General features: G+C 58.9%; 19 protein-coding genes and 1 tRNA gene. 9 read left to right on the top strand and 11 right to left on the bottom strand.

Going from position 1 to position 20708, the window contains the following annotated elements; genetic code table 11:
• Window positions 1-6 precede the first annotated feature (6 nt).
• From tolR to nadA, 9 genes are all read left to right on the top strand, one after another.
• Entirely contained in the window at window positions 7-459 is a 453-nt protein-coding gene (gene tolR, locus AC3IUF_RS23130) for a protein TolR (protein WP_161806672.1), read from the top strand.
• Window positions 459-1526, top strand: coding sequence for a cell envelope integrity protein TolA (gene tolA / locus AC3IUF_RS23125; RefSeq protein ID WP_007912728.1), 1068 nt, complete (start codon window positions 459-461; stop codon window positions 1524-1526). Before tolR ends, tolA begins: the two co-directional genes overlap by 1 nt.
• A gap of 17 nt (window positions 1527-1543) precedes the next feature.
• Window positions 1544-2824, top strand: coding sequence for a Tol-Pal system beta propeller repeat protein TolB (tolB, locus tag AC3IUF_RS23120; protein WP_016983828.1), 1281 nt, complete (start codon window positions 1544-1546; stop codon window positions 2822-2824).
• A gap of 52 nt (window positions 2825-2876) precedes the next feature.
• A complete protein-coding gene (gene pal / locus AC3IUF_RS23115) occupies window positions 2877-3374 on the top strand; it encodes a peptidoglycan-associated lipoprotein Pal (RefSeq protein ID WP_003178634.1) in 498 nt (165 codons plus the stop codon).
• Between the two features lie 6 nt (window positions 3375-3380).
• Complete coding sequence (gene ybgF / locus AC3IUF_RS23110) at window positions 3381-4214, top strand: tol-pal system protein YbgF (protein WP_007912724.1); 834 nt, start codon at window positions 3381-3383, stop codon at window positions 4212-4214.
• Between the two features lie 166 nt (window positions 4215-4380).
• Complete coding sequence (gene queE, locus AC3IUF_RS23105) at window positions 4381-5028, top strand: 7-carboxy-7-deazaguanine synthase QueE (RefSeq protein ID WP_007912722.1); 648 nt, start codon at window positions 4381-4383, stop codon at window positions 5026-5028.
• A gap of 1 nt (window position 5029) precedes the next feature.
• Window positions 5030-5722 carry a 7-cyano-7-deazaguanine synthase QueC gene (gene queC / locus AC3IUF_RS23100; protein WP_007912720.1) on the top strand — a complete coding sequence of 231 codons (693 nt, stop codon included), beginning with the start codon at window positions 5030-5032 and terminating at the stop codon, window positions 5720-5722.
• Window positions 5723-5784: 62 nt separating this feature from the next.
• A tRNA-Lys gene (locus AC3IUF_RS23095) sits at window positions 5785-5860 on the top strand.
• 271 nt (window positions 5861-6131) lie between these two features.
• Window positions 6132-7190 carry a quinolinate synthase NadA gene (gene nadA, locus AC3IUF_RS23090; RefSeq protein ID WP_003227499.1) on the top strand — a complete coding sequence of 353 codons (1059 nt, stop codon included), beginning with the start codon at window positions 6132-6134 and terminating at the stop codon, window positions 7188-7190.
• Window positions 7191-7325: 135 nt separating this feature from the next.
• On the opposite strand, the gene AC3IUF_RS23085 is transcribed toward nadA, so the two are convergent.
• The 11 genes from AC3IUF_RS23085 to arcA all read right to left on the bottom strand — a co-directional run bounded on the left by AC3IUF_RS23085 (window position 7326) and on the right by arcA (window position 20691).
• Window positions 7326-7814: an RDD family protein gene (locus tag AC3IUF_RS23085; protein WP_007950167.1), complete on the bottom strand. Its 489-nt coding sequence runs from the start codon at window positions 7812-7814 to the stop codon at window positions 7326-7328.
• A gap of 97 nt (window positions 7815-7911) precedes the next feature.
• Window positions 7912-8124, bottom strand: a complete 213-nt coding sequence (locus AC3IUF_RS23080) for a cold-shock protein (protein WP_003227496.1) — start codon at window positions 8122-8124, stop codon at window positions 7912-7914.
• Window positions 8125-8528: 404 nt separating this feature from the next.
• Window positions 8529-9653 carry a glycine cleavage system aminomethyltransferase GcvT gene (gcvT, locus tag AC3IUF_RS23075; protein WP_447786849.1) on the bottom strand — a complete coding sequence of 375 codons (1125 nt, stop codon included), beginning with the start codon at window positions 9651-9653 and terminating at the stop codon, window positions 8529-8531.
• Between the two features lie 167 nt (window positions 9654-9820).
• Window positions 9821-11197, bottom strand: coding sequence for an L-serine ammonia-lyase (locus AC3IUF_RS23070; RefSeq protein WP_489279397.1), 1377 nt, complete (start codon window positions 11195-11197; stop codon window positions 9821-9823).
• Window positions 11198-11400: 203 nt separating this feature from the next.
• On the bottom strand, window positions 11401-14253 hold the full coding sequence (gcvP, locus tag AC3IUF_RS23065) for an aminomethyl-transferring glycine dehydrogenase (protein WP_489279396.1): 2853 nt from the start codon (window positions 14251-14253) through the stop codon (window positions 11401-11403).
• An 11-nt stretch (window positions 14254-14264) separates the two neighbouring features.
• The gene (gene gcvH, locus AC3IUF_RS23060) at window positions 14265-14648 is read right to left on the bottom strand and encodes a glycine cleavage system protein GcvH (protein WP_064391754.1); all 384 of its coding nucleotides are present in this window, start codon (window positions 14646-14648) and stop codon (window positions 14265-14267) included.
• Window positions 14649-15086: 438 nt separating this feature from the next.
• The gene (locus AC3IUF_RS23055) at window positions 15087-16595 is read right to left on the bottom strand and encodes a sigma-54-dependent transcriptional regulator (RefSeq protein ID WP_095112274.1); all 1509 of its coding nucleotides are present in this window, start codon (window positions 16593-16595) and stop codon (window positions 15087-15089) included.
• A 263-nt stretch (window positions 16596-16858) separates the two neighbouring features.
• A complete protein-coding gene (locus AC3IUF_RS23050) occupies window positions 16859-17221 on the bottom strand; it encodes a DUF5064 family protein (RefSeq protein ID WP_007908047.1) in 363 nt (120 codons plus the stop codon).
• Window positions 17222-17283: 62 nt separating this feature from the next.
• Entirely contained in the window at window positions 17284-18213 is a 930-nt protein-coding gene (gene arcC / locus AC3IUF_RS23045; RefSeq protein ID WP_489279395.1) for a carbamate kinase, read from the bottom strand.
• Window positions 18214-18354: 141 nt separating this feature from the next.
• Entirely contained in the window at window positions 18355-19365 is a 1011-nt protein-coding gene (locus AC3IUF_RS23040) for an ornithine carbamoyltransferase (RefSeq protein WP_007950113.1), read from the bottom strand.
• Window positions 19366-19434: 69 nt separating this feature from the next.
• Complete coding sequence (gene arcA, locus AC3IUF_RS23035) at window positions 19435-20691, bottom strand: arginine deiminase (RefSeq protein WP_007908043.1); 1257 nt, start codon at window positions 20689-20691, stop codon at window positions 19435-19437.
• Between the last annotated feature and the right edge of the window lie 17 nt (window positions 20692-20708).

Here is a 20708-nt window from a genome sequence, read left to right as displayed (position 1 = left end):
GCTTTAATCGCTCGAGCTCGCAAAAAGCGCAAGCCGGTCGCCGAGATGAACGTGGTGCCATACATCGACGTGATGTTGGTGCTGCTGGTCATCTTCATGGTGACCGCGCCGATGCTCAATCAGGGCGTGAAAGTTGATCTGCCCAAGGTTTCCAGCGAAGCCTTGCCGCAGGACAACAACACGCAGGTCCTGACTATTTCGATCAAGGCTGACAAGACCTACTACTGGAACCTTGGCAGCGAAGTCGACACCGAGAAGCAACAGGACAGGGCCATGACCCTGCCGCAAATGACCGACGCGGTGACCAAGATCATTCGTGCCGGCACCGAAGGCGGCAAGCGTACCCAGGTCTTCATCCGCGGTGACAAGACCGTCGACTATGGTTCTGTCATGGGCGCCATGGGCGGGTTGCAGAAAGCCGGGGTCGGTAATGTTGGTTTGATTACCGAGGCCCCCTGATGCAGCAACAGCGAGAGCCGTCCGCCTCGGAAAGCTACTTCTGGCCTAGTGTTCTGGCAATTGTCCTGCACGTGCTGGTGTTCGGCATGCTGTTCGTCAGTTTTGCCTTCACACCAGAGCTGCCGCCGGCCAAGCCGATTGTCCAGGCGACCCTGTACCAACTGAAATCGAAAAGTCAGGCAACCACCCAGACCAATCAGAAGATTGCGGGTGAGGCGAAGAAATCCGCCGCGCGCCAGACTGAAGTCGAGCAGATGGAACAGAAAAAGGTCGAGCAGGAAGAGATCAAGGCCGCTGCGGAACAAAAGAAAGAAGAAGCGGCTCAAAAAGCCGAGGAAGCCAAGAAGGCCGATGAGGCTAAAAAAGCGGATGAAGCTAAAAAGGCGGATGACGCCAAGAAAGCTGACGACGCGAAGAAAGCCGAAGCCAAGAAGGCCGAAGAGAAACAATTGGCTGATATAGCCAAGAAGAAGGCTGAAGAAGAGGCTAAGGAAGAAGCCAAGAAAGAAGCCGCTGAAGAAGCCAAGAAGAAGATCGTCGAAGACGCGAAGAAGAAAGCCGCCGAAGACGCCAAGAAGAAAGCTGAAGCTGAAGAGGCGAAGAAGAAAATCGCCGACGAAGCGAAGAAGAAAGCCGCTGCCGATGCTGCGAAGAAGAAAGCGCAGGATGCAGCACGTAAATCGACCGAAGACAAAAAGGCTCAGGCCTTGGCCGATTTGCTTTCCGATACGCCGCAGCGCCAGCAGGCCTTGGCCGATGAGCAGGGCGACGAAGTCGCGGGCAGTTTCGATGACCTGATTCGTGCGCGAGCTGCAGAAGGCTGGGCCCGTCCACCTTCGGCACGCAAAGGCATGACGGTGGTGTTGCAGATCGGCATGTTGCCGGACGGTACGGTGACTTCGGTCAGCGTGGCCAAATCCAGTGGCGATGGTCCGTTCGATGCTTCGGCAGTGGCAGCGGTCAAAAATATTGGACGTTTGACAGAAATGCAGGGAATGAAGCCGAGCGATTTCGCTCCGTATCGTTCATTCAAGATGACATTCACACCTGAGGATCTAGCCTTGTGAGAAACCTTCTTCGAGGAATGCTGGTCGTGATCTGCTGCATGGCAGGGATCGCGATGGCGGATGAAAAGAACATTCTGGTCACCAGCGGCAGCGATCGGGCAACCCCGATCGCCGTTGTACCGTTTGGTATGCAGGGCGGTGCCGTGCTGCCGGACGACATGGCTGAAATCATTGGTAACGATTTGCGCAACTCGGGCTACTACTCGCCGATTCCAAAGCAAAACATGATCAGCCAGCCAAGCCAGCCGAGCGAAATCATCTTCCGTGACTGGAAGGCGGTGGGTGCTCAATACATGATGGTCGGCAGCATTGCGCCAGCGGGCGGTCGCTTGCAGGTGCAGTGGGCGCTGTTCAACGTAGCCACCGAGCAAAAAGTGGCAGACGGCAGTGTTTCCGGTACCACCGAGCAATTGCGCGACATGGCGCACTTCATCTCCGATCAGTCGTTCCAGAAACTGACCGGTATTGAAGGTGCGTTCTCGACGCGTCTGCTGTACGTGACGGCCGAGCGCTTCTCCGAGAAGAACACCCGTTACACCCTGCAGCGTTCGGACTACGACGGTGCTCGCGCCGTGACGCTGTTGCAATCGCGTGAGCCGATTCTGTCGCCGCGCTTCGCACCGGATGGCAAGCGCATCGCCTACGTGTCGTTCGAGCAGAAGCGTCCGCGCATCTTCATGCAGAACATCGACACCGGTCGCCGTGAGCAAATCACCAATTTCGAAGGCCTGAACGGCGCGCCAGCCTGGTCGCCGAATGGTGATCGCCTGGCGTTCGTACTGTCGAAAGACGGTAACCCGGACATCTATGTGATGAATCTGGCTTCGCGTCAGATCACCCGCGTGACCGCAGGTCCTGGCATCAACACCGAACCGTACTGGGGCAAGGATGGCTCGACCATCTACTTCACCTCGGACCGCGGCGGCAAGCCTCAGATCTACAAAACCAGCGCCAGTGGCGGTGGTGCCGAGCGTGTGACGTTTGTAGGTAACTACAACGCCAACCCGAAACTTTCGGCAGATGAAAAGACTTTGGTGATGATCCATCGTCAGGATGGCTTCACCAATTTCAAGGTGGCAGCTCAGGATCTGCAGCGAGGTAGTGTAAAGATCCTCACTGATAGCACTCTGGACGAGTCACCTACTGTTGCGCCCAACGGCACCATGGTAATCTACGCCACCCGCCAACAGGGCCGGGGAGTCTTGATGCTCGTGTCCATTAATGGACGCGTTAGGCTCCCGCTTCCTACCGCTCAAGGCGAAGTCAGAGAACCGTCCTGGTCCCCTTACCTGAAGTGAGCGGGCGCTACACGTTTTACTTAACACACTGGGGTTCATTAGGAGTTTCACGATGGAAATGCTGAAGTTTGGTAAATTTGCTGCGCTGGCTCTGGCCATGGCTGTAGCTGTAGGTTGCTCGTCCAAAGGCGGCGACAACGCCGGTGAAGGCGCTGTTGATCCAAACGCTGGTTACGGCGCAAACACTGGTGCCGTTGACGGTTCCCTGAGCGAAGAAGCTGCTCTGCGCGCAATCACCACCTTCTACTTCGAATACGACAGCTCGGACCTGAAGCCAGAAGCCATGCGCGCTCTGGACGTTCACGCCAAAGACCTGAAAGCAAACGGCGCTCGCGTTGTTCTGGAAGGCAACACCGACGAACGTGGTACTCGTGAGTACAACATGGCACTGGGCGAGCGTCGTGCGAAAGCCGTTCAGCGCTACCTGGTACTGCAAGGTGTTTCCCCAGCTCAGCTGGAACTGGTTTCCTACGGCGAAGAGCGTCCAGTTGCTACCGGCAACGACGAGCAGTCCTGGGCTCAAAACCGTCGCGTCGAACTGCGTAAGTAATTCGATATGCGAACGTGCCGTCGTGCTGTAACTGTTCTGGCTCTCAGCCTCGCGCCGCTTGCGGCGTGGGCTGCGGTTCCTGTGGTCGATGACAACTCCGGTTATAACAATAGCGGGAGCAGTTATCCGCCTGCAGGTTACGGTACGAACGGCGCCTATGCCGGGGGAGCGGCTTCGGCCCCTGCCTCGGCACAAGGCATGCTGTTCAACCAATTGCAACAGATGCAGGATCAGATATCGCGCCAGCAAGGTGTGATCGAAGAACTGCAGAATCAGGTTGCGCGCATGAAGCAGGAATCCCTGGAGCGATACCAGGATCTTGATCGGCGCATAGGATCCGGCGTTGCACCTGCCGCGACTCCTGAGAATTCTTCTGCCGGTGGCGATGCAAGTGCTGCTGCCGGTGCTGCTGCTGGCGCCGGGGCTGCTGCCCAGGCACCTGCTGCAAGCAGTGAACCGGGTGATCCGGCCAAGGAAAAGCTGTATTACGATGCCGCTTTCGACCTGATCAAAGCCAAGGATTTCGACAAGGCCAGCCAGGCTTTTGCCGCTTTCCTGCGCAAATACCCGAACAGCCAATACGCGGGTAACGCCCAGTACTGGTTGGGTGAAGTGAATCTGGCCAAAGGCGATCTGCAAGGCGCAGGTCAGGCTTTCGCCAAGGTTTCGCAGCTGTATCCCAAGCACGCCAAAGTGCCGGATTCGCTGTACAAGCTGGCTGATGTAGAGCGCCGCCTCGGTCATACCGACAAGGTCAAAGGCATTCTGCAGCAGGTGGTGGCCCAATATCCGGGTACCTCGGCTGCTCAGTTGGCCCAACGCGATCTGCAACGCATGTAAGCAGGCTTGACCCGTTTGGAAGAAACCCGCGCTTGTCGCGGGTTTTTTCGTTAGAATTCACGCCCTTTTTCTGAAACACGCTTCTTGCGGTCTACGCGTTGGCGGGATTGCCTGAAGTGCCTGACGGAGGCGGACAGCCTGTTTAGCTGTTACGCCCGTGGCGACTATGCAAGACACATTGAGAATCACCGAAGTTTTCTACTCTTTGCAGGGGGAAACGCGGACTGCCGGGCTGCCCACGGTTTTTGTGCGCCTGACCGGTTGTCCATTGCGTTGCCAATACTGCGACAGCGCCTATGCCTTCAGTGGCGGTACCGTGCGCACCCTCGACGACATCCTCGAGCAAGTGGCCGGATTTCGCCCGCGCTACGTCTGTGTTACCGGCGGTGAGCCGTTGGCACAGCCCAATGCCATTCCTTTGCTCAAACAATTGTGTGATGCCGGTTATGAGGTCTCGCTGGAAACCAGCGGCGCCCTCGACGTCTCGGCTGTCGATCCGCGCGTCAGTCGCGTTGTCGACCTGAAGACGCCGGATTCGAAAGAAGCCCATCGCAACCGTTACGAGAACATCGAACTGCTGACGCCCAACGATCAGGTGAAGTTTGTCATCTGCTCGCGCGACGATTATGACTGGGCCGTCTCCAAACTGATTCAGTACGGTCTTGATCGACGTGCCGGCGAAGTGCTGTTTTCCCCAAGTCACCATGATCTCAATGCTCGCGATCTGGCGGACTGGGTGGTGGCGGACAACCTGCCGGTGCGGTTGCAATTGCAGTTGCATAAATATTTGTGGAATGACGAGCCGGGGCGCTGAGATGACCGAACAACTGAACACCACCGAAAAACGTGCGGTCATTCTGCTGTCCGGTGGTCTGGACTCGGCCACTGTAGTGGCCATGGCCCGAGCCGAAGGCTACCGCTGCTACACCATGAGCTTTGACTATGGCCAGCGTTCCCATGCCGAATTGCACGCCGCCGCCCGCGTCGCCCGCGACTTGGGTGTGGTCGAGCACAAGGTGATTGGCCTGAACCTCAATGGCATGGGCGGCTCAGCCCTGACCGACGCCAGCATCGACATCCCTGAAGAGCTGGGCGAAGGCATTCCAGTGACGTACGTGCCAGCGCGCAACACGGTGTTCTTGTCGCTGGCGTTGGGTTGGGCGGAAGTGCTCGGCGCCCGCGATATCTTCATTGGTGTTAATGCGGTGGATTACTCGGGCTATCCGGATTGCCGTCCGGAGTTCATCGAGTCGTTCGAGCGCATGGCCAACCTGGCGACCAAGGCCGGTGTGGAAGGCAACGGTTTCCGTATTCAGGCGCCGTTGCAGAACCTGAGCAAGGCGCAGATCGTGCAGGCGGGCGTGAAGCTCGGCGTTGATTATGGCCTCACCGTTTCCTGCTATCAGGCCGACGATGATGGCCGTGCGTGCGGTAAATGCGACAGCTGCCGCCTGCGCGCAGAAGGCTTCGCGGCCGCTGGTGTAAGTGATCCAACACCTTATTTTTGATTATTTTCAAAAAAGTGTTGAATAGTCCTTAAAAATCAGTATTATACGCGCCACCACACAGCGGGTCGTTAGCTCAGTTGGTAGAGCAGTTGGCTTTTAACCAATTGGTCGTAGGTTCGAATCCCACACGACCCACCATATTTGGCGGTTTAGAAAATCCGGAAGGCCCACGAAAGTGAGGATTTCCGGGTTTTTTTTTGCCTGCAATTTCGCTATGCGTTATTTCAATACCCGCAGCGCTGACGCAGGTCAGAATCATCTTTTGTATCAACGGGATATTCTGTAGCCTTGCGCAGCTTCAATGCTGTCCGTGCCTGATAATACTCACTCTCCCGGCGGTACCCTCAAGCGGTCCGGAGCCGGGTGTATACTCGACTTTCGCGCGAACGCGCCTGCAGGTCTTGCGAACATGACGCAGATTTCCGAACGCCTTCTGGTTCAAGCCCACCTCGATGCCAAACAGCCCAAACCGCTGACCGCTGAGGAAGAGGCTTATTACCGTTCCGCCATTGCCGCCGAGCTGAAGGCTCAGGACGCGGTGCTGGTGGCCCACTTTTATTGCGATCCGGTGATTCAGGCTCTGGCCGAAGAAACCGGTGGTTGTGTCTCTGACTCCCTGGAAATGGCCCGCTTCGGCAACGCTCATCCGGCCAAGACCGTAGTGGTCGCCGGCGTGAAGTTCATGGGCGAGACCGCGAAGATTCTCAACCCGGAAAAACGCGTGCTGATGCCAACGCTGGACGCGACCTGCTCGCTCGACCTGGGTTGCCCGGTCGACGAGTTCTCGGCGTTCTGTGATCAGCACCCGGAGCGCACGGTGGTGGTGTACGCCAACACCTCCGCAGCTGTTAAGGCTCGAGCTGATTGGGTGGTGACTTCAAGTTGCGCACTGGAAATCGTCGAAAGCCTGATGGACAACGGCGAGACGATCATTTGGGGCCCTGACAAGCATCTGGGCACCTACATTCAGCGCAAGACCGGCGCCGACATGCTGCTCTGGGACGGTGCCTGCATCGTCCACGAGGAGTTCAAGTCCAAGCAACTCGAAGACATGAAGGCGCTGTACCCGGACGCCGCGATTCTGGTGCACCCGGAGTCGCCGACTTCGGTGATTGAACTGGCAGACGCCGTGGGCTCGACCAGTCAGTTGATTGCCGCTGCACAGTCGTTGCCGAACAAGACGCTGATCGTCGCGACCGACCGTGGCATCTTCTACAAGATGCAGCAGTTGTGCCCGGACAAGGTCTTCATCGAAGCGCCAACCGCCGGTAACGGCGCCGCGTGCCGCAGTTGCGCGCATTGCCCGTGGATGGCCATGAACACTCTTGAGCGCACGCTCAAGAGCTTGAAGGAAGGCACGAACGAGATCTTTGTTGATCCGGCGTTGATTCCGCAGGCGATCCGGCCGTTGAAGCGCATGCTGGATTTCACCCAGGCCGCACGGATGAAGCTGGCCGGTAACGCCTGAGGTCTTTCAAGCAACAAATAAACCTGTAGGAGTGAACCTGCTCGCGATAGCGGTGTGTCAGATAACAATTATGTTGACTGACACACCGCTATCGCGAGCAGGCTCACTCCTACAGTAGTTTTTGGTGTCTGGAAGTTATTTGGTCTTCTTCGGGATTCGGACGAGGCGGGTATCCGAATAGATGTCATGCCAGGTGCGCTTCTGCTTGTCATACAGCGACCAGAAGAATCCCAGCCCTACGCACAGCCACGACGCAATCGACACCATAAACCGCAACAGCGCCTGCCACAGGCTGATCGCCGTGCCATTGGCGTTCTGCACGCGAATGCCCCACACCTGCATGCCCAGTGTCTGCCCGCCATGGGTCCAGAACTTGGCGAAGAACGCAAACAGCACCAATAGCAGCACGGTGGAGTAGAGCGGATCACCGTCGAGCTTGCCGGCATCGGTCATTACCCGCAGACGCTCTTCACCGATGATCGCGGCCTGGATCATTTTGTAAACGAAGCCGGTGACGATCAGCAGTGCGGTGCACAGCAGAAAGTCATAGAACATCGCTGCCAGGCGACGACCTAGGCCAACGGGAGGAAAGTCCCCTTGGGGCGTGAGCAGGTTTTTCGACATGGCAGCCTCTGGATGCAAAATGAAGCGCCATTTTACGGATTCGCGCGCACAAAAAAGCCCCTGATATCAATATCAGGGGCTTTTTCGTAACAGAAAATCAGGCTTCTGCTTGTACTTCGTCAGCCTGCATGCCTTTCTGGCCCTGCACAGCAACGAAGGTCACTTTCTGGCCTTCTTTCAGGCTTTTGAAGCCGTTGCCCTGAATGGCGCGGAAATGCACGAACAGATCCGGACCGCTTTCTGGAGTGATAAAACCAAAACCTTTCTCGTCGTTAAACCACTTGACGGTACCGCTCTGACGTGTGGACATTTCTTATTTCCTTTGACGCAAAAATTGATGGCAGTCTCTTTCTCATGAAAGAGTACTGGGGCTGGTTGCAGGAGAGTAAGAAGACGTCGAACGGGATGTAGCTAACTTGTAGGCTACTGCCCAGGTCACGATTCAAAGCTGACCCATGCAAACACAGTGGACAAACTCTACGCCAACTACGGGAGAAAAAACAAGCCCCGTGAAGAGCCCGGTTTTCCTACGCTTGCTGGCACTTAGTCGGTTCGCTAGTGCGGTCTTAGACGATTCGCTTGTTCAATTGTTTTCGAACGTTATAAGCAAAGTTCAAATGCGAATCGAATGTTAGAAAATGCACTTTTTTGTGGCGATTACGTTACACATTAGTGCACGCATAACGCAATCGCGTTACTTATAGAAACAGTCAATCAACCGCGATAGTAGCGTTGTGGAACAAATGGCATTTTGCTTACAAGCATTTGCACCTTTTTCCCACGAACGATGGCCCAGACCGGTGTGTCGAGTGTTACATAAGCACTGTCGAGGTAACCCATCGCCAGCGGCCCGCCCAAGGTCGGACCGAAACCGCCACTGCACACGCTGCCGATGATTTCGCCGGTTTCGTTGACGATTTCCGCGCCTTCACGCACAGGCGTACGTTCTTGCGGCAGCAGGCCGACGCGTTTGCGCGCGACGCCGTTCTGTTGTTGAGCGAAAACAGTCTCTGCCCCCGGGAAACCGCCAGCCCGTGCGCCATCAGCGCGGCGCGGCTTGGAAATCGCCCACAGCAGGCTCGCTTCGATTGGCGTGGTCTCGGTGTTCATGTCGTGGCCGTACAGGCACAGGCCGGCTTCCAGACGCAGCGAATCGCGGGCACCGAGGCCGATGGCCTGGACTTCCGGTTCGGCGAGCAGGGCGCGGGCGAGTTTCTCGGCATCGGCAGCCGGAACGGAGATTTCGAAACCGTCTTCACCGGTGTAACCCGAACGGCTGACGAAGCAATCCACGCCGAGCAACGACACGCGGTTGAATTGCATGAAGGTCATCTTTGCTACTTCCGGCGCAAGACGCGCCAGCACTGAAACGGCCGTCGGGCCTTGCAACGCGAGCAGCGCGCGCTCTTCGAACAGCGCCGTAATGGTGCACTGATCGCCAATGTGTTGTTGCAGGTGAGCCAGGTCCTGATCCTTGCACGCGGCGTTGACCACCAGAAACAGTTCATCGTTGCCGAGGTTGGCGACCATCAGGTCATCGAGAATGCCGCCGTTGTCGTTGGTAAACATCGCGTAACGCTGCATGCCCACCGGCAGATCGATGATGTCCACCGGCACCAGGGTTTCCAGGGCTTTGCCGGCGTTGGCGCCGGTCAGGCGAATCTGGCCCATGTGCGAGACGTCAAACAGCCCGGCCTGCTCACGGGTGTGTTGGTGTTCTTTCATCACGCCAAGCGGGTACTGCACCGGCATGTCGTAGCCGGCGAACGGCACCATGCGGGCGCCGAGTTCGAGGTGCAGAGCGTGCAGCGGGGTTTTCGACAGTTGTTCGGTGGACATGCGTGGCTCCTTGAAAATGTGGTTCGAGGGTCGGGGCTAGATCAAGATCAAAGGCCCCTCACCCCAGCCCTCTCCCGGAGGGAGAGGGAGCTAGTTACGTTTCTCTCCCGGTGGGAGAGGGGGCTAAGTACGATCGTCTCCCTGAGGGAGGCCGAGTTGAATAAGGCTCAGCATTCGATAATGTTGACCGCCAGACCGCCGCGGGCGGTCTCTTTGTATTTGCTTTTCATGTCGGCGCCGGTCTGGCGCATGGTGCGGATGACTTTGTCGAGGGAGACGAAATGCTGGCCGTCGCCTCTCATGGCCATGCGTACCGCGTTGATGGCTTTCACCGAGCCCATGGCATTGCGCTCGATGCACGGCACCTGCACCAGTCCGCCAATCGGGTCGCAGGTCAGACCGAGGTTGTGTTCCATGCCGATTTCCGCGGCGTTCTCGACTTGCTGCACGCTGCCGCCGAGCACTTCGCACAATGCCCCGGCCGCCATCGAACAGGCCACGCCGACTTCACCCTGGCAACCGACTTCGGCGCCGGAGATCGAGGCGTTTTCCTTGTAGAGAATGCCGATGGCCGCCGCCGTCAGCAGAAACCGTACGACGCCGTCGTCATTCGCGCCGGGGATAAAACGCATGTAGTAATGCAATACCGCCGGAATAATCCCCGCCGCGCCGTTGGTCGGTGCGGTAACCACACGCCCGCCGTTGGCGTTTTCTTCGTTGACTGCCAAGGCGTAGAGGTTGACCCAGTCGAGCACCGACAACGGATCGCGCAACGCTGATTCCGGGTTTTTGCACAGTTGCCGATGCAGCGCTGCCGCACGACGTTTGACCTTCAAGCCGCCCGGCAAAATACCTTCATTACGGCAACCTGCAGCCACGCAGTCCTGCATCACCTGCCAGATGTTCAGCAGTCCGGCGCGGGTTTCCGCTTCGGGGCGCCAAGCGCTTTCGTTGGTCAGCATCACCTGGCTGATCGACAGACCGTAGGTGGCGCAATGACCGAGCAAGTCTTTGGCACTTTTGAACGGGAAGGTCAGCGGTGTGGCGTCTTCGACGATGCGGTCGGCACCGGCGGCATCCTCGTCGACGACGAAACCACCACCCACCGAGTAGTACTCGCGGCTGCGAATCTGAATCCCCGCCGCATCGAAGGCGCGGAAGATCATGCCGTTGGGGTGATAAGCCAACGGCTTGCGGATCATTGCCAGGTGTTCTTTCTCGTTGAACGCAATGCTGTGCTCACCGAGCAGATTCAGTCGGCCGTTGCCGCGAATCTCTTGCAGGCGCGCGGCGACGGTTTCGGTATCGACGGTGTCCGGATGTTCGCCTTCGAGGCCGAGCAACACGGCTTTGTCGCTGCCGTGACCCTTGCCGGTGGCGCCGAGGGAACCGTAGAGTTCAACGCGAACGCTGGCCGTTGCACCGAGCAGGTTTTCTCGCCGCAGGCCTTCAGCGAAGCGCGCAGCAGCGCGCATCGGGCCGACGGTGTGGGAGCTGGAGGGACCGATGCCAATCTTGAACAGGTCGAACACGCTTAACGACATGAGTGGTTCTCCGGTTTCTTGTTATAGGAATTGGCGGAAATATCAGGCTTGATGCGTTCCTTGTGGGAGCTGGCTTGCCAGCGATGGCGGTGGGTCAGGCAACAAAGATGTAGGCTGATCCACCCTCATCGCTGGCAAGCCAGCTCCCACAGGGATTTGTGGTGTTCTGGAGAAAGAGGCAGGTATTCCTACCCCTCATTCCATTAAGCGTAGCTTTCGATCGACGGGCAGGCGCACACCAGGTTGCGATCGCCGAAGACGTTGTCGACGCGACCGACCGGTGGCCAGTATTTGCCTTCGATCAACGACGCTACCGGGTAAACGGCCTGCTCGCGGCTGTACGGGTGAGTCCACTCGCCAACCAGTTCTGCCGCGGTGTGCGGAGCGTTCTTCAGCGGGTTGTCGTCCTTGTCCAGCGTGCCGTTTTCCACCGCGCGGATTTCTTCGCGGATGCGGATCATCGCGTCGCAGAAGCGATCCAGTTCTTCCTTGGATTCGCTTTCGGTCGGCTCGATCATCAGCGTGCCCGCAACCGGGAACGACATGGTCGGCGCGTGGAAGCCGAAGTCGATCAGGCGCTTGGCGACGTCATCAACGCTGATGCCGCTGCTGTCTTTCAACGGACGCAGATCGAGAATGCACTCGTGCGCCACCAGACCGTTGCTGCCGGTGTACAGGACTGGGTAGTGCTCTTCGAGGCGACGGGAAATGTAGTTGGCGTTGAGGATCGCCAGTTGCGAAGCGCGTTTCAGACCGGCGCCGCCCATCATGCGAATGTACATCCAGGTGATCGGCAAAATACTTGCGCTGCCGAACGGTGCCGCGCAGACCGCGCCTTCCTTGCGTTCCATCTGGCCGTGGCCCGGCAGGAACGGAGTCAGGTGCGACTTGACGCCAATCGGGCCGACGCCCGGGCCGCCACCGCCGTGCGGGATGCAGAAGGTTTTGTGCAGGTTCAGGTGCGAGACGTCGCCGCCGAACTTGCCCGGTGCGCAGAGGCCGACCATTGCGTTCATGTTGGCGCCGTCGATGTATACCTGGCCGCCGTTGTCATGAATGATCCCGCAGATTTCGCGGATGCCTTCTTCGAACACGCCGTGGGTCGACGGGTAAGTGATCATCAGCGCGGCGAGGTGTTCGCGGTGCTCGATGGCTTTGGCACGCAGGTCGTCGATGTCGACGTTGCCGCGCGCATCGCAGGCGGTCACGACCACGCGCATGCCCGCCATGTTGGCGGTGGCCGGGTTGGTGCCGTGGGCGGACGAGGGGATCAGGCAGATGTCGCGGCGTTCATCGCCACGGCTCTGGTGATAAGCACGAATCGCCAACAGGCCTGCGTATTCACCTTGCGAACCGGCGTTCGGTTGCAGCGAGATCGCGTCGTAACCGGTAGCGGCGCAGAGCATCGCTTCCAGTTCATCGGTCAGTTGCTGGTAACCGGCACTTTGCGCGGCCGGGGCGAACGGGTGCAGGGCACCGAATTCAGCCCAGGTCACCGGGATCATTTCGCTGGCGGCGTTGAGTTTCATGGTGCACGAGCCCAGCGGGATCATGGTGCGATCCAGTGCCAGGTCTTTGTCCGCCAGTTTGCGCAGGTAGCGCATCAGCTCGGTTTCCGAGTGATAACGGTTGAACACCGGGTGGCTGAGGATTGGCGACTGACGTACCAGCGAGGCTGGAATAGTGCTCTGCACGGTCGCAGCAAGTGCAGCGAAGTCCGGCAGGGTCTTGCCGTCGGCGAACAGGCCCCACAGGGTTTCAATATCCGCCTGGGTGGTGGTTTCGTCGACCGACAGACCCAGACGCTGAGCGTCGATCACGCGCAGGTTGATCTGTGCAGCGTGCGCCTTGTCGTGCAGCGCTGCGGTGTGTGCGCCGGTGGCCACGGTCAGGGTGTCGAAGAAACTGGCTTGTTCGACATTAGCGCCCAGCGCGGTCAGGCCCTTGGCCAGAATCGCGGTCAGGTGATGCACGCGGTTGGCGATCTGCGTCAGGCCTTTCGGGCCGTGGTAGACGGCGTACATGCTGGCGATGTTGGCCAGCAGCACCTGCGCGGTGCAGATGTTCGAGGTGGCCTTCTCGCGGCGGATGTGTTGCTCGCGGGTCTGCATCGCCAGACGCAGCGCAGGCTTGCCGAAGCGGTCAACCGAGACACCGACCAGACGGCCCGGCATATCGCGTTTGAACGCATCTTTGGTGGAGAAGTAAGCCGCGTGCGGGCCACCGAAGCCCAGCGGCACGCCGAAGCGTTGCGCGGAACCGATGGCGACGTCAGCGCCGAACTCGCCCGGGGCGGTCAGCAAGGTCAGGGCCAGCAGATCAGCAGCCACGGCCACCAAGGCGTTGGCGGCATGGAAGCGCTCGGTCAGTTCGCGGTAGTCGAATACATCACCGTTGCTCGCCGGGTATTGCAGCAGTGCGCCGAAGAACGGCGTCACGTCAGTCAGTTCACGCTCATCGCCGACCACAACATCAATGCCCAGCGGCTCGGCACGGGTGCGCAGCACGTCGAGGGTTTGCGGGTGGCTGTGGATCGAGGCGAAGAATTGGTGGCTGCCCTTGTTCTTGCTCAGGCGTTTGCAGAAGGTCATGGCTTCGGCAGCGGCGGTGGCTTCGTCGAGCAGCGAAGCGTTGGCGATCGGCAGGCCGGTGAGGTCGCTGATCATGGTCTGGAAGTTCAGCAGCGCTTCGAGACGGCCCTGGGAAATTTCTGGCTGGTACGGCGTGTAAGCGGTGTACCAGGCCGGGTTTTCCAGCAGGTTGCGCAGGATTGGCGACGGCGTGTGGCAGTTGTAGTAGCCCTGGCCGATGTAGGTTTTGAACAGCTGATTTTTGCCAGCGATCGATTTGATCATCGCCAGGGCATCGGCTTCGCTGAGGCCATCGTCCATGCCGAGCACGCTGGTGCCCTTGATGCTTTCCGGGATGACACTGGCGCTCAGCGCTTCGAGCGAATCGAAGCCGAGGCTGTTGAGCATGGCTTGCTCGTCACCGGCGCGCGGGCCGATGTGACGGGCAATGAATTCGTTGGCGGTGCCAAGGTTTACTTGAGTCATGTCGGTGTTCCTCAGGCTTCGGCTTGGGCTTTGATCAGACGGTCGTACGCGTCCTGATCGAGCAGTTTGCCGACAGCGGCGGCGTCGCTTGGCTGGAAGCGGAAGAACCAGCCTTCGCCCAGCGGATCTTCGTTGACCAGTTCCGGGGCATCTTCCAGCGCCGGGTTGACTGCCAGTACCTCGCCGTCGAGGGGCATGTACACGCCGCTGGCGGCTTTTACCGATTCCACGGTGGCGGCTTCGGCGCCTTTTTCGTAAGCCTGCAGCTCAGGCAGTTGCACGAACACCACGTCGCCCAGGGCGTTCTGCGCGAAAGCGGTGATGCCGACAGTAACGCTGCCGTCAGCTTCGGTGCGCAGCCATTCGTGATCTTCAGTAAAACGCAACTCGCTCATGGAAACTCCTCAGGGGCCAGACTCGTCTGGTGGACGCGGTGGAATAGTCGGGCGCGAAGGCCCTTATTTATGAGGGGTTGATTAGCAAGAATGCGGCCAACGTTTATTTATCTATATAAATCAATAAGTTATCTAGTTTTGTGAGATAGCTTGAGCTGGGGCGTGTAGCGAAATCGCTACAGCTTGGAGCGAGGATAAAAGCTGAATGGGATCAAAGCCTTGCACAGCGGTGATCGGAGGAGGGTGTAGCGATATCGTTCCGCTGTAGCGCTTTCAGTACAGTTGGAGGTCGTTTTTAAACTGGGAACCCTGATTTTTTGAATTGGAAACCCGGACTGTAGGAGCTGCCGAAGGCTGCGATCTTGATCCGGGCAATACACATCCAAAGTCAAAAGATCGCAGCCTCCGGCAGCTCCTACAAGGGAATTTGTGGTGCTTTCAGGGTTTGTTGGGAATGCCGTACTTGCGCAGGCGATGGGCGATGGCCGTGTGCGAAGTTTGCAGGCGGCTGGCCAGTTGCCGGGTCGAGGGGTAGCTGACGTAGAGTTTTTCCAGCAGCGTTTTTTCGAACGACTCGACCGCTTGTTCGAGGCTGTCGACATCGCTGTCGGTTTGCCGCGCCACCGAGGTACCGGCAATGTCGAGGTCGCCAATATCCACCAGGCTACTCTCGCAAATCGCCGCCGCGCGGAAGATCACGTTCTGCAATTGCCGCACGTTGCCCGGCCAGCGATTGCCGAGCAGGGCCGGGTAAGTCCCCGGGGCGAGGCGGCAGACCGGGCGCTGAATCTGCGCACAAGCCTGCTGCATGAAATAGCGGGCCAATAGCAAAATATCCTGGCCGCGCTCGCGCAGCGGCGGCACTTCAACGTTGAGCACGTTGAGGCGGTAGAACAGGTCTTCGCGGAACAAGCCTTCGCTGACCATTTTCTCCAGATCGCGGTGGGTCGCGCTGAGGATGCGCACGTTGACCTTCACTTCGCGATCACCGCCCACGCGGCGGAAGCTGCCATCGTTCAAGAAACGCAGCAGCTTGGCCTGCAAGTACGGCGACATCTCGCCGATCTCATCGAGAAACACCGTGCCCTGGTTGGCCAGTTCCATCAGCCCCGGCTTGCCGCCGCGCGCTGCTCCGGTGAAGGCGCCGGGGGCGTAGCCGAACAGTTCGCTTTCGGCGAGGTTCTCCGGCAGCGCTGCGCAGTTCAACGCCAGAAAAGGAGCGCTGTGCCGCGCACTGATCGCGTGGCAGGCACGGGCGACCAGTTCTTTGCCGGTGCCGGTTTCGCCTTGAATCAACAGCGGTGCGTCGAGGGCGGCGACTCTTTGAGCGCGGGCCTTGAGGGTGCGGATTGCCGGGGATTCTCCGAGCAATGCATCGAAACCTTCGGCATGGTCGTGGTGCAAGGCCGAGAGTTGTTCGCCGATGCGGTTCGGTTGATACAAGGTCAGCAGGGCGCCAGCGTCGGTGATCGGCGTGGCATCGAGCAACAAGGTCTGACCGTTGACGGTGATTTCGCGCAGCGGCAAACGGAAGCCGTGTTCGAGCAAGGTGTCGAGCAGCGCGGGATCATTGAACAGTTCTGCAACACTCTCACCGGCCGGTTCGCGACCGTACAACGCGATCAACGCCGGGTTGGCCAGCAGCACCTTGCCGGCGCTGTCGAGCGCCAGCACCGGATCGGTCATTGCCGCCAGCAACGCGTCGAGCTGCAAGTGCCGACGCTGGCCAGGGAGGATGTCGACCACGGTTACCGCCTCGACGCCGAGCACGCGAAACAAAGCATCTTTCAGCTCTTCGAGCACTTGCGGGCTCAACGTTGGCGCGTCGATGTAGACGTTCGGCGGGATCATCTCCACCGCATCCAGATTGAGATTGCGCCCACCGAGGATAGCCAGGACTTCCTGGGTGATGCCGACGCGGTCGATGAAACTGACGTGGATACGCATGGGGCGGTTCAGTGATCTGCAGAGCGGAGGGTGGCAAGTATGCCTTGGGCTTGGAGAGAGGTGAAAGCAAAAGCACCCTCACCCCAGCCCTCTCCCAGGGGGAGAGGGGGACTGACCGAGGTGTCTGAGGTTTGACATCGACCTGAAAGAACCAGTCGATTATGGATTCGGTAAAGCAAGTTCAGGTCGGTGTAACTCTGAAGCATTCCCCAATCAGTCCCCTCTCCCTTTGGGAGAGGGCTAGGGTGAGGGGCTTTTGCGGGTTACTCGAAATGCTCAAGATTGACCGGATCCCCGGATTTCATATCAAGTTGCTTGCGGATGTCTTCAAACATCATGTCGTAATGCTTGTGCACCGAACCGATCTGACTGTGAGTCTTGGGAATGCCGTACTTCTCGGCGATTTTCGTCACGTTGTTGGCAAAGTTGTAGGCCTCCTCTTTGGGCAGGAAGAAGGTCTCTTTCATGTCCTTGCCCTGAAGGTTGCCATGCATCGTGAACTGGATGCCTTTGCCTTTTTGCGGATCGGTGAACACTTCATAGTCGAGGTGCACGTTGTAACTGACGTCATCCGGCGTCAACGCATGCCGCTCAATGTGCAGATGACCGGGTTCAAACTGGGCCATGGGTTTCTCCTTTCAAGGCATGGGAGAAGGGCAGACCCTCGGTCTGCCCCCGGAGTTTCTGATTATCGGTAAGTGATGCCCGGCTTCGCCGTGGTCACGCGAGTACCGGCAGTGCCCTGAACGATGGCTTCGATATCCGCCAGCGAACCGATCACCGCGACCTTGCCAGTATGGCGCGCGAATTCGCAGGCTGCCTGCACCTTGGGCCCCATCGAGCCGGCGGCGAAACCGAGGCGTTCGAGTTCATCCGGGTGCGCTTCGGCAATGGCTTTCTGCGTCGGCTTGCCGTAATCGATGAACGCCGCGTTGACGTCCGTGGCGATCACCAGCAGGTCGGCTTCCAGTTGTTCGGCGAGCAGCGACGAGCACAGGTCCTTGTCGATCACCGCCTCAATACCCTTGAGATTACGGTTCTCGTCATACATGGTCGGAATCCCGCCGCCACCGGCGCAAATCACGATGCTGCCCTTGTCCAGCAACCACTTGATCGGGCGGATTTCGAAGATGCGTTTTGGTCGTGGACTGGCCACCACACGACGGAATTTGTCGCCGTCCGGGGCAATTGCCCAGCCTTTGTCGGCGGCGAGTTTTTCCGCTTCGGCCTTGTCGTAGACCGGGCCGATCGGCTTGGTCGGGTTCTTGAACGCGGGGTCGTTGGCGTCGACTTCAACCTGGGTCAACAGGGTGGCAAACGGCACTTCGAAATCGAGCAGGTTGCCCAGTTCCTGTTCGATGATGTAGCCGATCATGCCTTCGGTTTCGGCACCGAGCACGTCCAGCGGGTAAGGGCTGACGGAGGTGTAGGCCGCCGCTTGCAACGACAGCAGGCCGACTTGCGGGCCATTGCCGTGGGCGATAACCAGTTGGTTGCCGGGATGGATCTTGGCGATTTGCTCGGTGGCGATGCGGATGTTGGCGCGCTGATTGTCAGCGGTCATCGGTTCACCACGGCGGAGCAGGGCGTTACCGCCCAGCGCTACGACGATACGCATAATGCATGTCCTTTTCGTGTTGATCGTTCCCACGCTCTGCGTGGCAATGCCGCCACGGACGCTCCGCGTCCACTGTGACGCAGAGCGTCACGGGATGCATTCCCACGCGGGAGCGTGGGAACGATCATGGATCAGCAGTGGTTACAGATCAGCCAGGGTCGAGACCAGAATCGCCTTGATCGTGTGCATGCGGTTTTCCGCTTGCTCGAAGGCGATGCAGGCTGGGGACTCGAACACGTCGTCGGTCACTTCGATGCCGTTGGCCAAGTGCGGATACTGCTCGGCAATCTGTTTGCCGACCTTGGTATCGCTGTTGTGGAACGCCGGCAGGCAGTGCATGAACTTGGTGCGTGGGTTGCCGGTGGCTTTCATCAGCTCTTTGTTGACCTGATACGGCAGCAGTTGCTGGATACGTTCAGCCCAGGCCTCAACCGGCTCGCCCATCGATACCCAAACGTCGGTATGGATGAAGTCGACACCTTTGACGGCGGCTTTCGGGTCTTCGGTCAGGGTGATGCGCGCACCGCTTTCTTCCGCGTATTTGTTGCAGCGCTCGACCAGATCGTCATGCGGCCACAGCGCTTTCGGCGCGCAGATGCGCACGTCCATGCCGAGTTTGGCGCCGACCAGCAGCAGCGAGTTGCCCATGTTGTTGCGCGCGTCGCCCAAGTAGGCGTAGCTGATTTCATGGATTGGTTTGTCGGCGTGTTCACGCATGGTCAGCACGTCGGCGATCATTTGCGTCGGGTGATATTCATCGGTCAGGCCGTTGAACACCGGCACACCGGCGAATTTTGCCAGCTCTTCGACGATTTCCTGTTTGAAGCCACGGTATTCGATGGCGTCGTACATGCGCCCGAGTACGCGGGCGGTGTCTTTCATGCTTTCTTTGTGGCCGATCTGCGAAGAGTTCGGGTCGATGTAGGTGACGTTGGCGCCTTGGTCATAGGCCGCCACTTCGAACGCGCAACGGGTGCGGGTCGAGGTTTTTTCGAAGATCAGGGCGATGTTGTTGCCCTTCAGGTGTTGCTGCTCGGTACCGGTGTACTTCGCGCGTTTGAGATCGCGGGACAGGTCGAGCAGGTAACGCAGCTCACGTGGGGTGTGGTGTTCCAGGCTGAGCAGGTTACGGTTGTGAATGTTGAACGCCATGATGATTCTCCTTGGATTCGGTAATCGGCCCGGCCGCTACGGGATGGGTGCGGCCGGGGAGATGGTCGTTTAGTAATCGATTGGGTCACGCACGATCGGGCAGGTCATGCAGTGGCCGCCGCCACGGCCTCGGCCCAGTTCACCGGCGCTGATGGTGATGACTTCCACGCCGGCCTTGCGCAGCAGGGTGTTGGTGTAGGTGTTGCGGTCGTAGCCGATGACCACGCCCGGTTCCACGGCCACCACGTTGTTGCCGTCGTCCCATTGCTCGCGTTCGGCGGCGAAGCTGTTGCCGCCGGTTTCCACCACGCGCAACTTCGGCAAATTGAGGGCTTTGGCCACGGTGTCGAGGAAAGTGCCTTCTTCGCGGCGGATGTCGATGCCGCCCTGTTTGCTTTCGTCAGGGCGCAGGGTGAAGGCGACGATCTGATTCACCACTTCCGGGAAAATCGTCACCAGGTCACGGTCGCAGAAACTGAACACGGTATCCAGGTGCATCGCCGCGCGGGACTTCGGCAGGCCGGCAACGATGACTTTTTCCACGGCTTTGTTTTTGAACAGGTTCAGCGCCAGTTGGCCGATGGCCTGACGCGATGAGCGCTCGCCCATGCCGATCAACACCACGCCGTTGCCGATTGGCATGACGTCGCCGCCCTCGAGGGTGGAGCTGCCGTGGTCCTTGTCCGGGTCGCCGTACCAGATCTCGAATTCGGCGTTGGTGAACTGCGGGTGGAATTTGTAGATGGCGGTGGTCAGCAGGGTTTCCTGACGACGTGCTGGCCAGTACATCGGGTTCAGCGTCACGCCACCATAGATCCAGCAAGTGGTGTCGCGGGTGAACTGAGTGTTCGGCAGCGGCGGCAGAATGAAGCTGGAGTGGCCGAGGAAGTCGCGGAACATCTGGATGGTCTTGCCGCCGAAACTGTCCGGCAGATCATCGGCGGACACGCCGCCAATCAGGAATTCGGCGATGTGCCGTGGCTCGAGGCTTTTCAGCCAGGACTTCACTTCGCTGATCAGGCCCAGGCCTACCGAATCGGCGGTGACCTTGCGCTCGAGAATCCAGTCCAGCGCTTCCGGGATGGCGACGATGTCGGTCAGCAGGTTGTGCATTTCCAGCACGTCGATGCCGCGCTCGCGCATCTTGGTGACGAAGTCGAAGTGGTCGCGCTTGGCCTGAGCCACCCAGAGCACGTCGTCGAACAGCAGTTCATCGCAGTTGTTCGGGGTCAGCCGCTGATGGGCCAGACCTGGGGAGCACACCATGACTTTGCGCAGTTTGCCGGCTTCGGAATGGACGCCGTACTTAACTTTTTCCGTGGTCATTTCAGATCCTCCAGATA

It is taken from the genome of Pseudomonas sp. KH_040, from assembly GCF_057839305.1.
Note: the sequence above shows the minus strand (reverse complement) of the source record. Positions and strands in the feature narration are given on the sequence as shown.

Bases quoted from the DNA above. Each gene is read 5' to 3' on its own strand.
- tolA (WP_007912728.1), top strand. From the start codon at position 459: ATGCAGCAACAGCGAGAGCCGTCCGCCTCGGAAAGCTACTTCTGGCCT.
- tolB (WP_016983828.1), top strand. From the start codon at position 1,544: ATGCTGGTCGTGATCTGCTGCATGGCAGGGATCGCGATGGCGGATGAA.
- pal (WP_003178634.1), top strand. From the start codon at position 2,877: ATGGAAATGCTGAAGTTTGGTAAATTTGCTGCGCTGGCTCTGGCCATG.
- ybgF (WP_007912724.1), top strand. From the start codon at position 3,381: ATGCGAACGTGCCGTCGTGCTGTAACTGTTCTGGCTCTCAGCCTCGCG.
- queE (WP_007912722.1), top strand. From the start codon at position 4,381: ATGCAAGACACATTGAGAATCACCGAAGTTTTCTACTCTTTGCAGGGG.
- queC (WP_007912720.1), top strand. From the start codon at position 5,030: ATGACCGAACAACTGAACACCACCGAAAAACGTGCGGTCATTCTGCTG.
- nadA (WP_003227499.1), top strand. From the start codon at position 6,132: ATGACGCAGATTTCCGAACGCCTTCTGGTTCAAGCCCACCTCGATGCC.
- AC3IUF_RS23085 (WP_007950167.1), bottom strand. From the start codon at position 7,814: ATGTCGAAAAACCTGCTCACGCCCCAAGGGGACTTTCCTCCCGTTGGC.
- AC3IUF_RS23080 (WP_003227496.1), bottom strand. From the start codon at position 8,124: ATGTCCACACGTCAGAGCGGTACCGTCAAGTGGTTTAACGACGAGAAA.
- gcvT (WP_447786849.1), bottom strand. From the start codon at position 9,653: ATGTCCACCGAACAACTGTCGAAAACCCCGCTGCACGCTCTGCACCTC.
- AC3IUF_RS23070 (WP_489279397.1), bottom strand. From the start codon at position 11,197: ATGTCGTTAAGCGTGTTCGACCTGTTCAAGATTGGCATCGGTCCCTCC.
- gcvP (WP_489279396.1), bottom strand. From the start codon at position 14,253: ATGACTCAAGTAAACCTTGGCACCGCCAACGAATTCATTGCCCGTCAC.
- gcvH (WP_064391754.1), bottom strand. From the start codon at position 14,648: ATGAGCGAGTTGCGTTTTACTGAAGATCACGAATGGCTGCGCACCGAA.
- AC3IUF_RS23055 (WP_095112274.1), bottom strand. From the start codon at position 16,595: ATGCGTATCCACGTCAGTTTCATCGACCGCGTCGGCATCACCCAGGAA.
- AC3IUF_RS23050 (WP_007908047.1), bottom strand. From the start codon at position 17,221: ATGGCCCAGTTTGAACCCGGTCATCTGCACATTGAGCGGCATGCGTTG.
- arcC (WP_489279395.1), bottom strand. From the start codon at position 18,213: ATGCGTATCGTCGTAGCGCTGGGCGGTAACGCCCTGCTCCGCCGTGGT.
- AC3IUF_RS23040 (WP_007950113.1), bottom strand. From the start codon at position 19,365: ATGGCGTTCAACATTCACAACCGTAACCTGCTCAGCCTGGAACACCAC.
- arcA (WP_007908043.1), bottom strand. From the start codon at position 20,691: ATGACCACGGAAAAAGTTAAGTACGGCGTCCATTCCGAAGCCGGCAAA.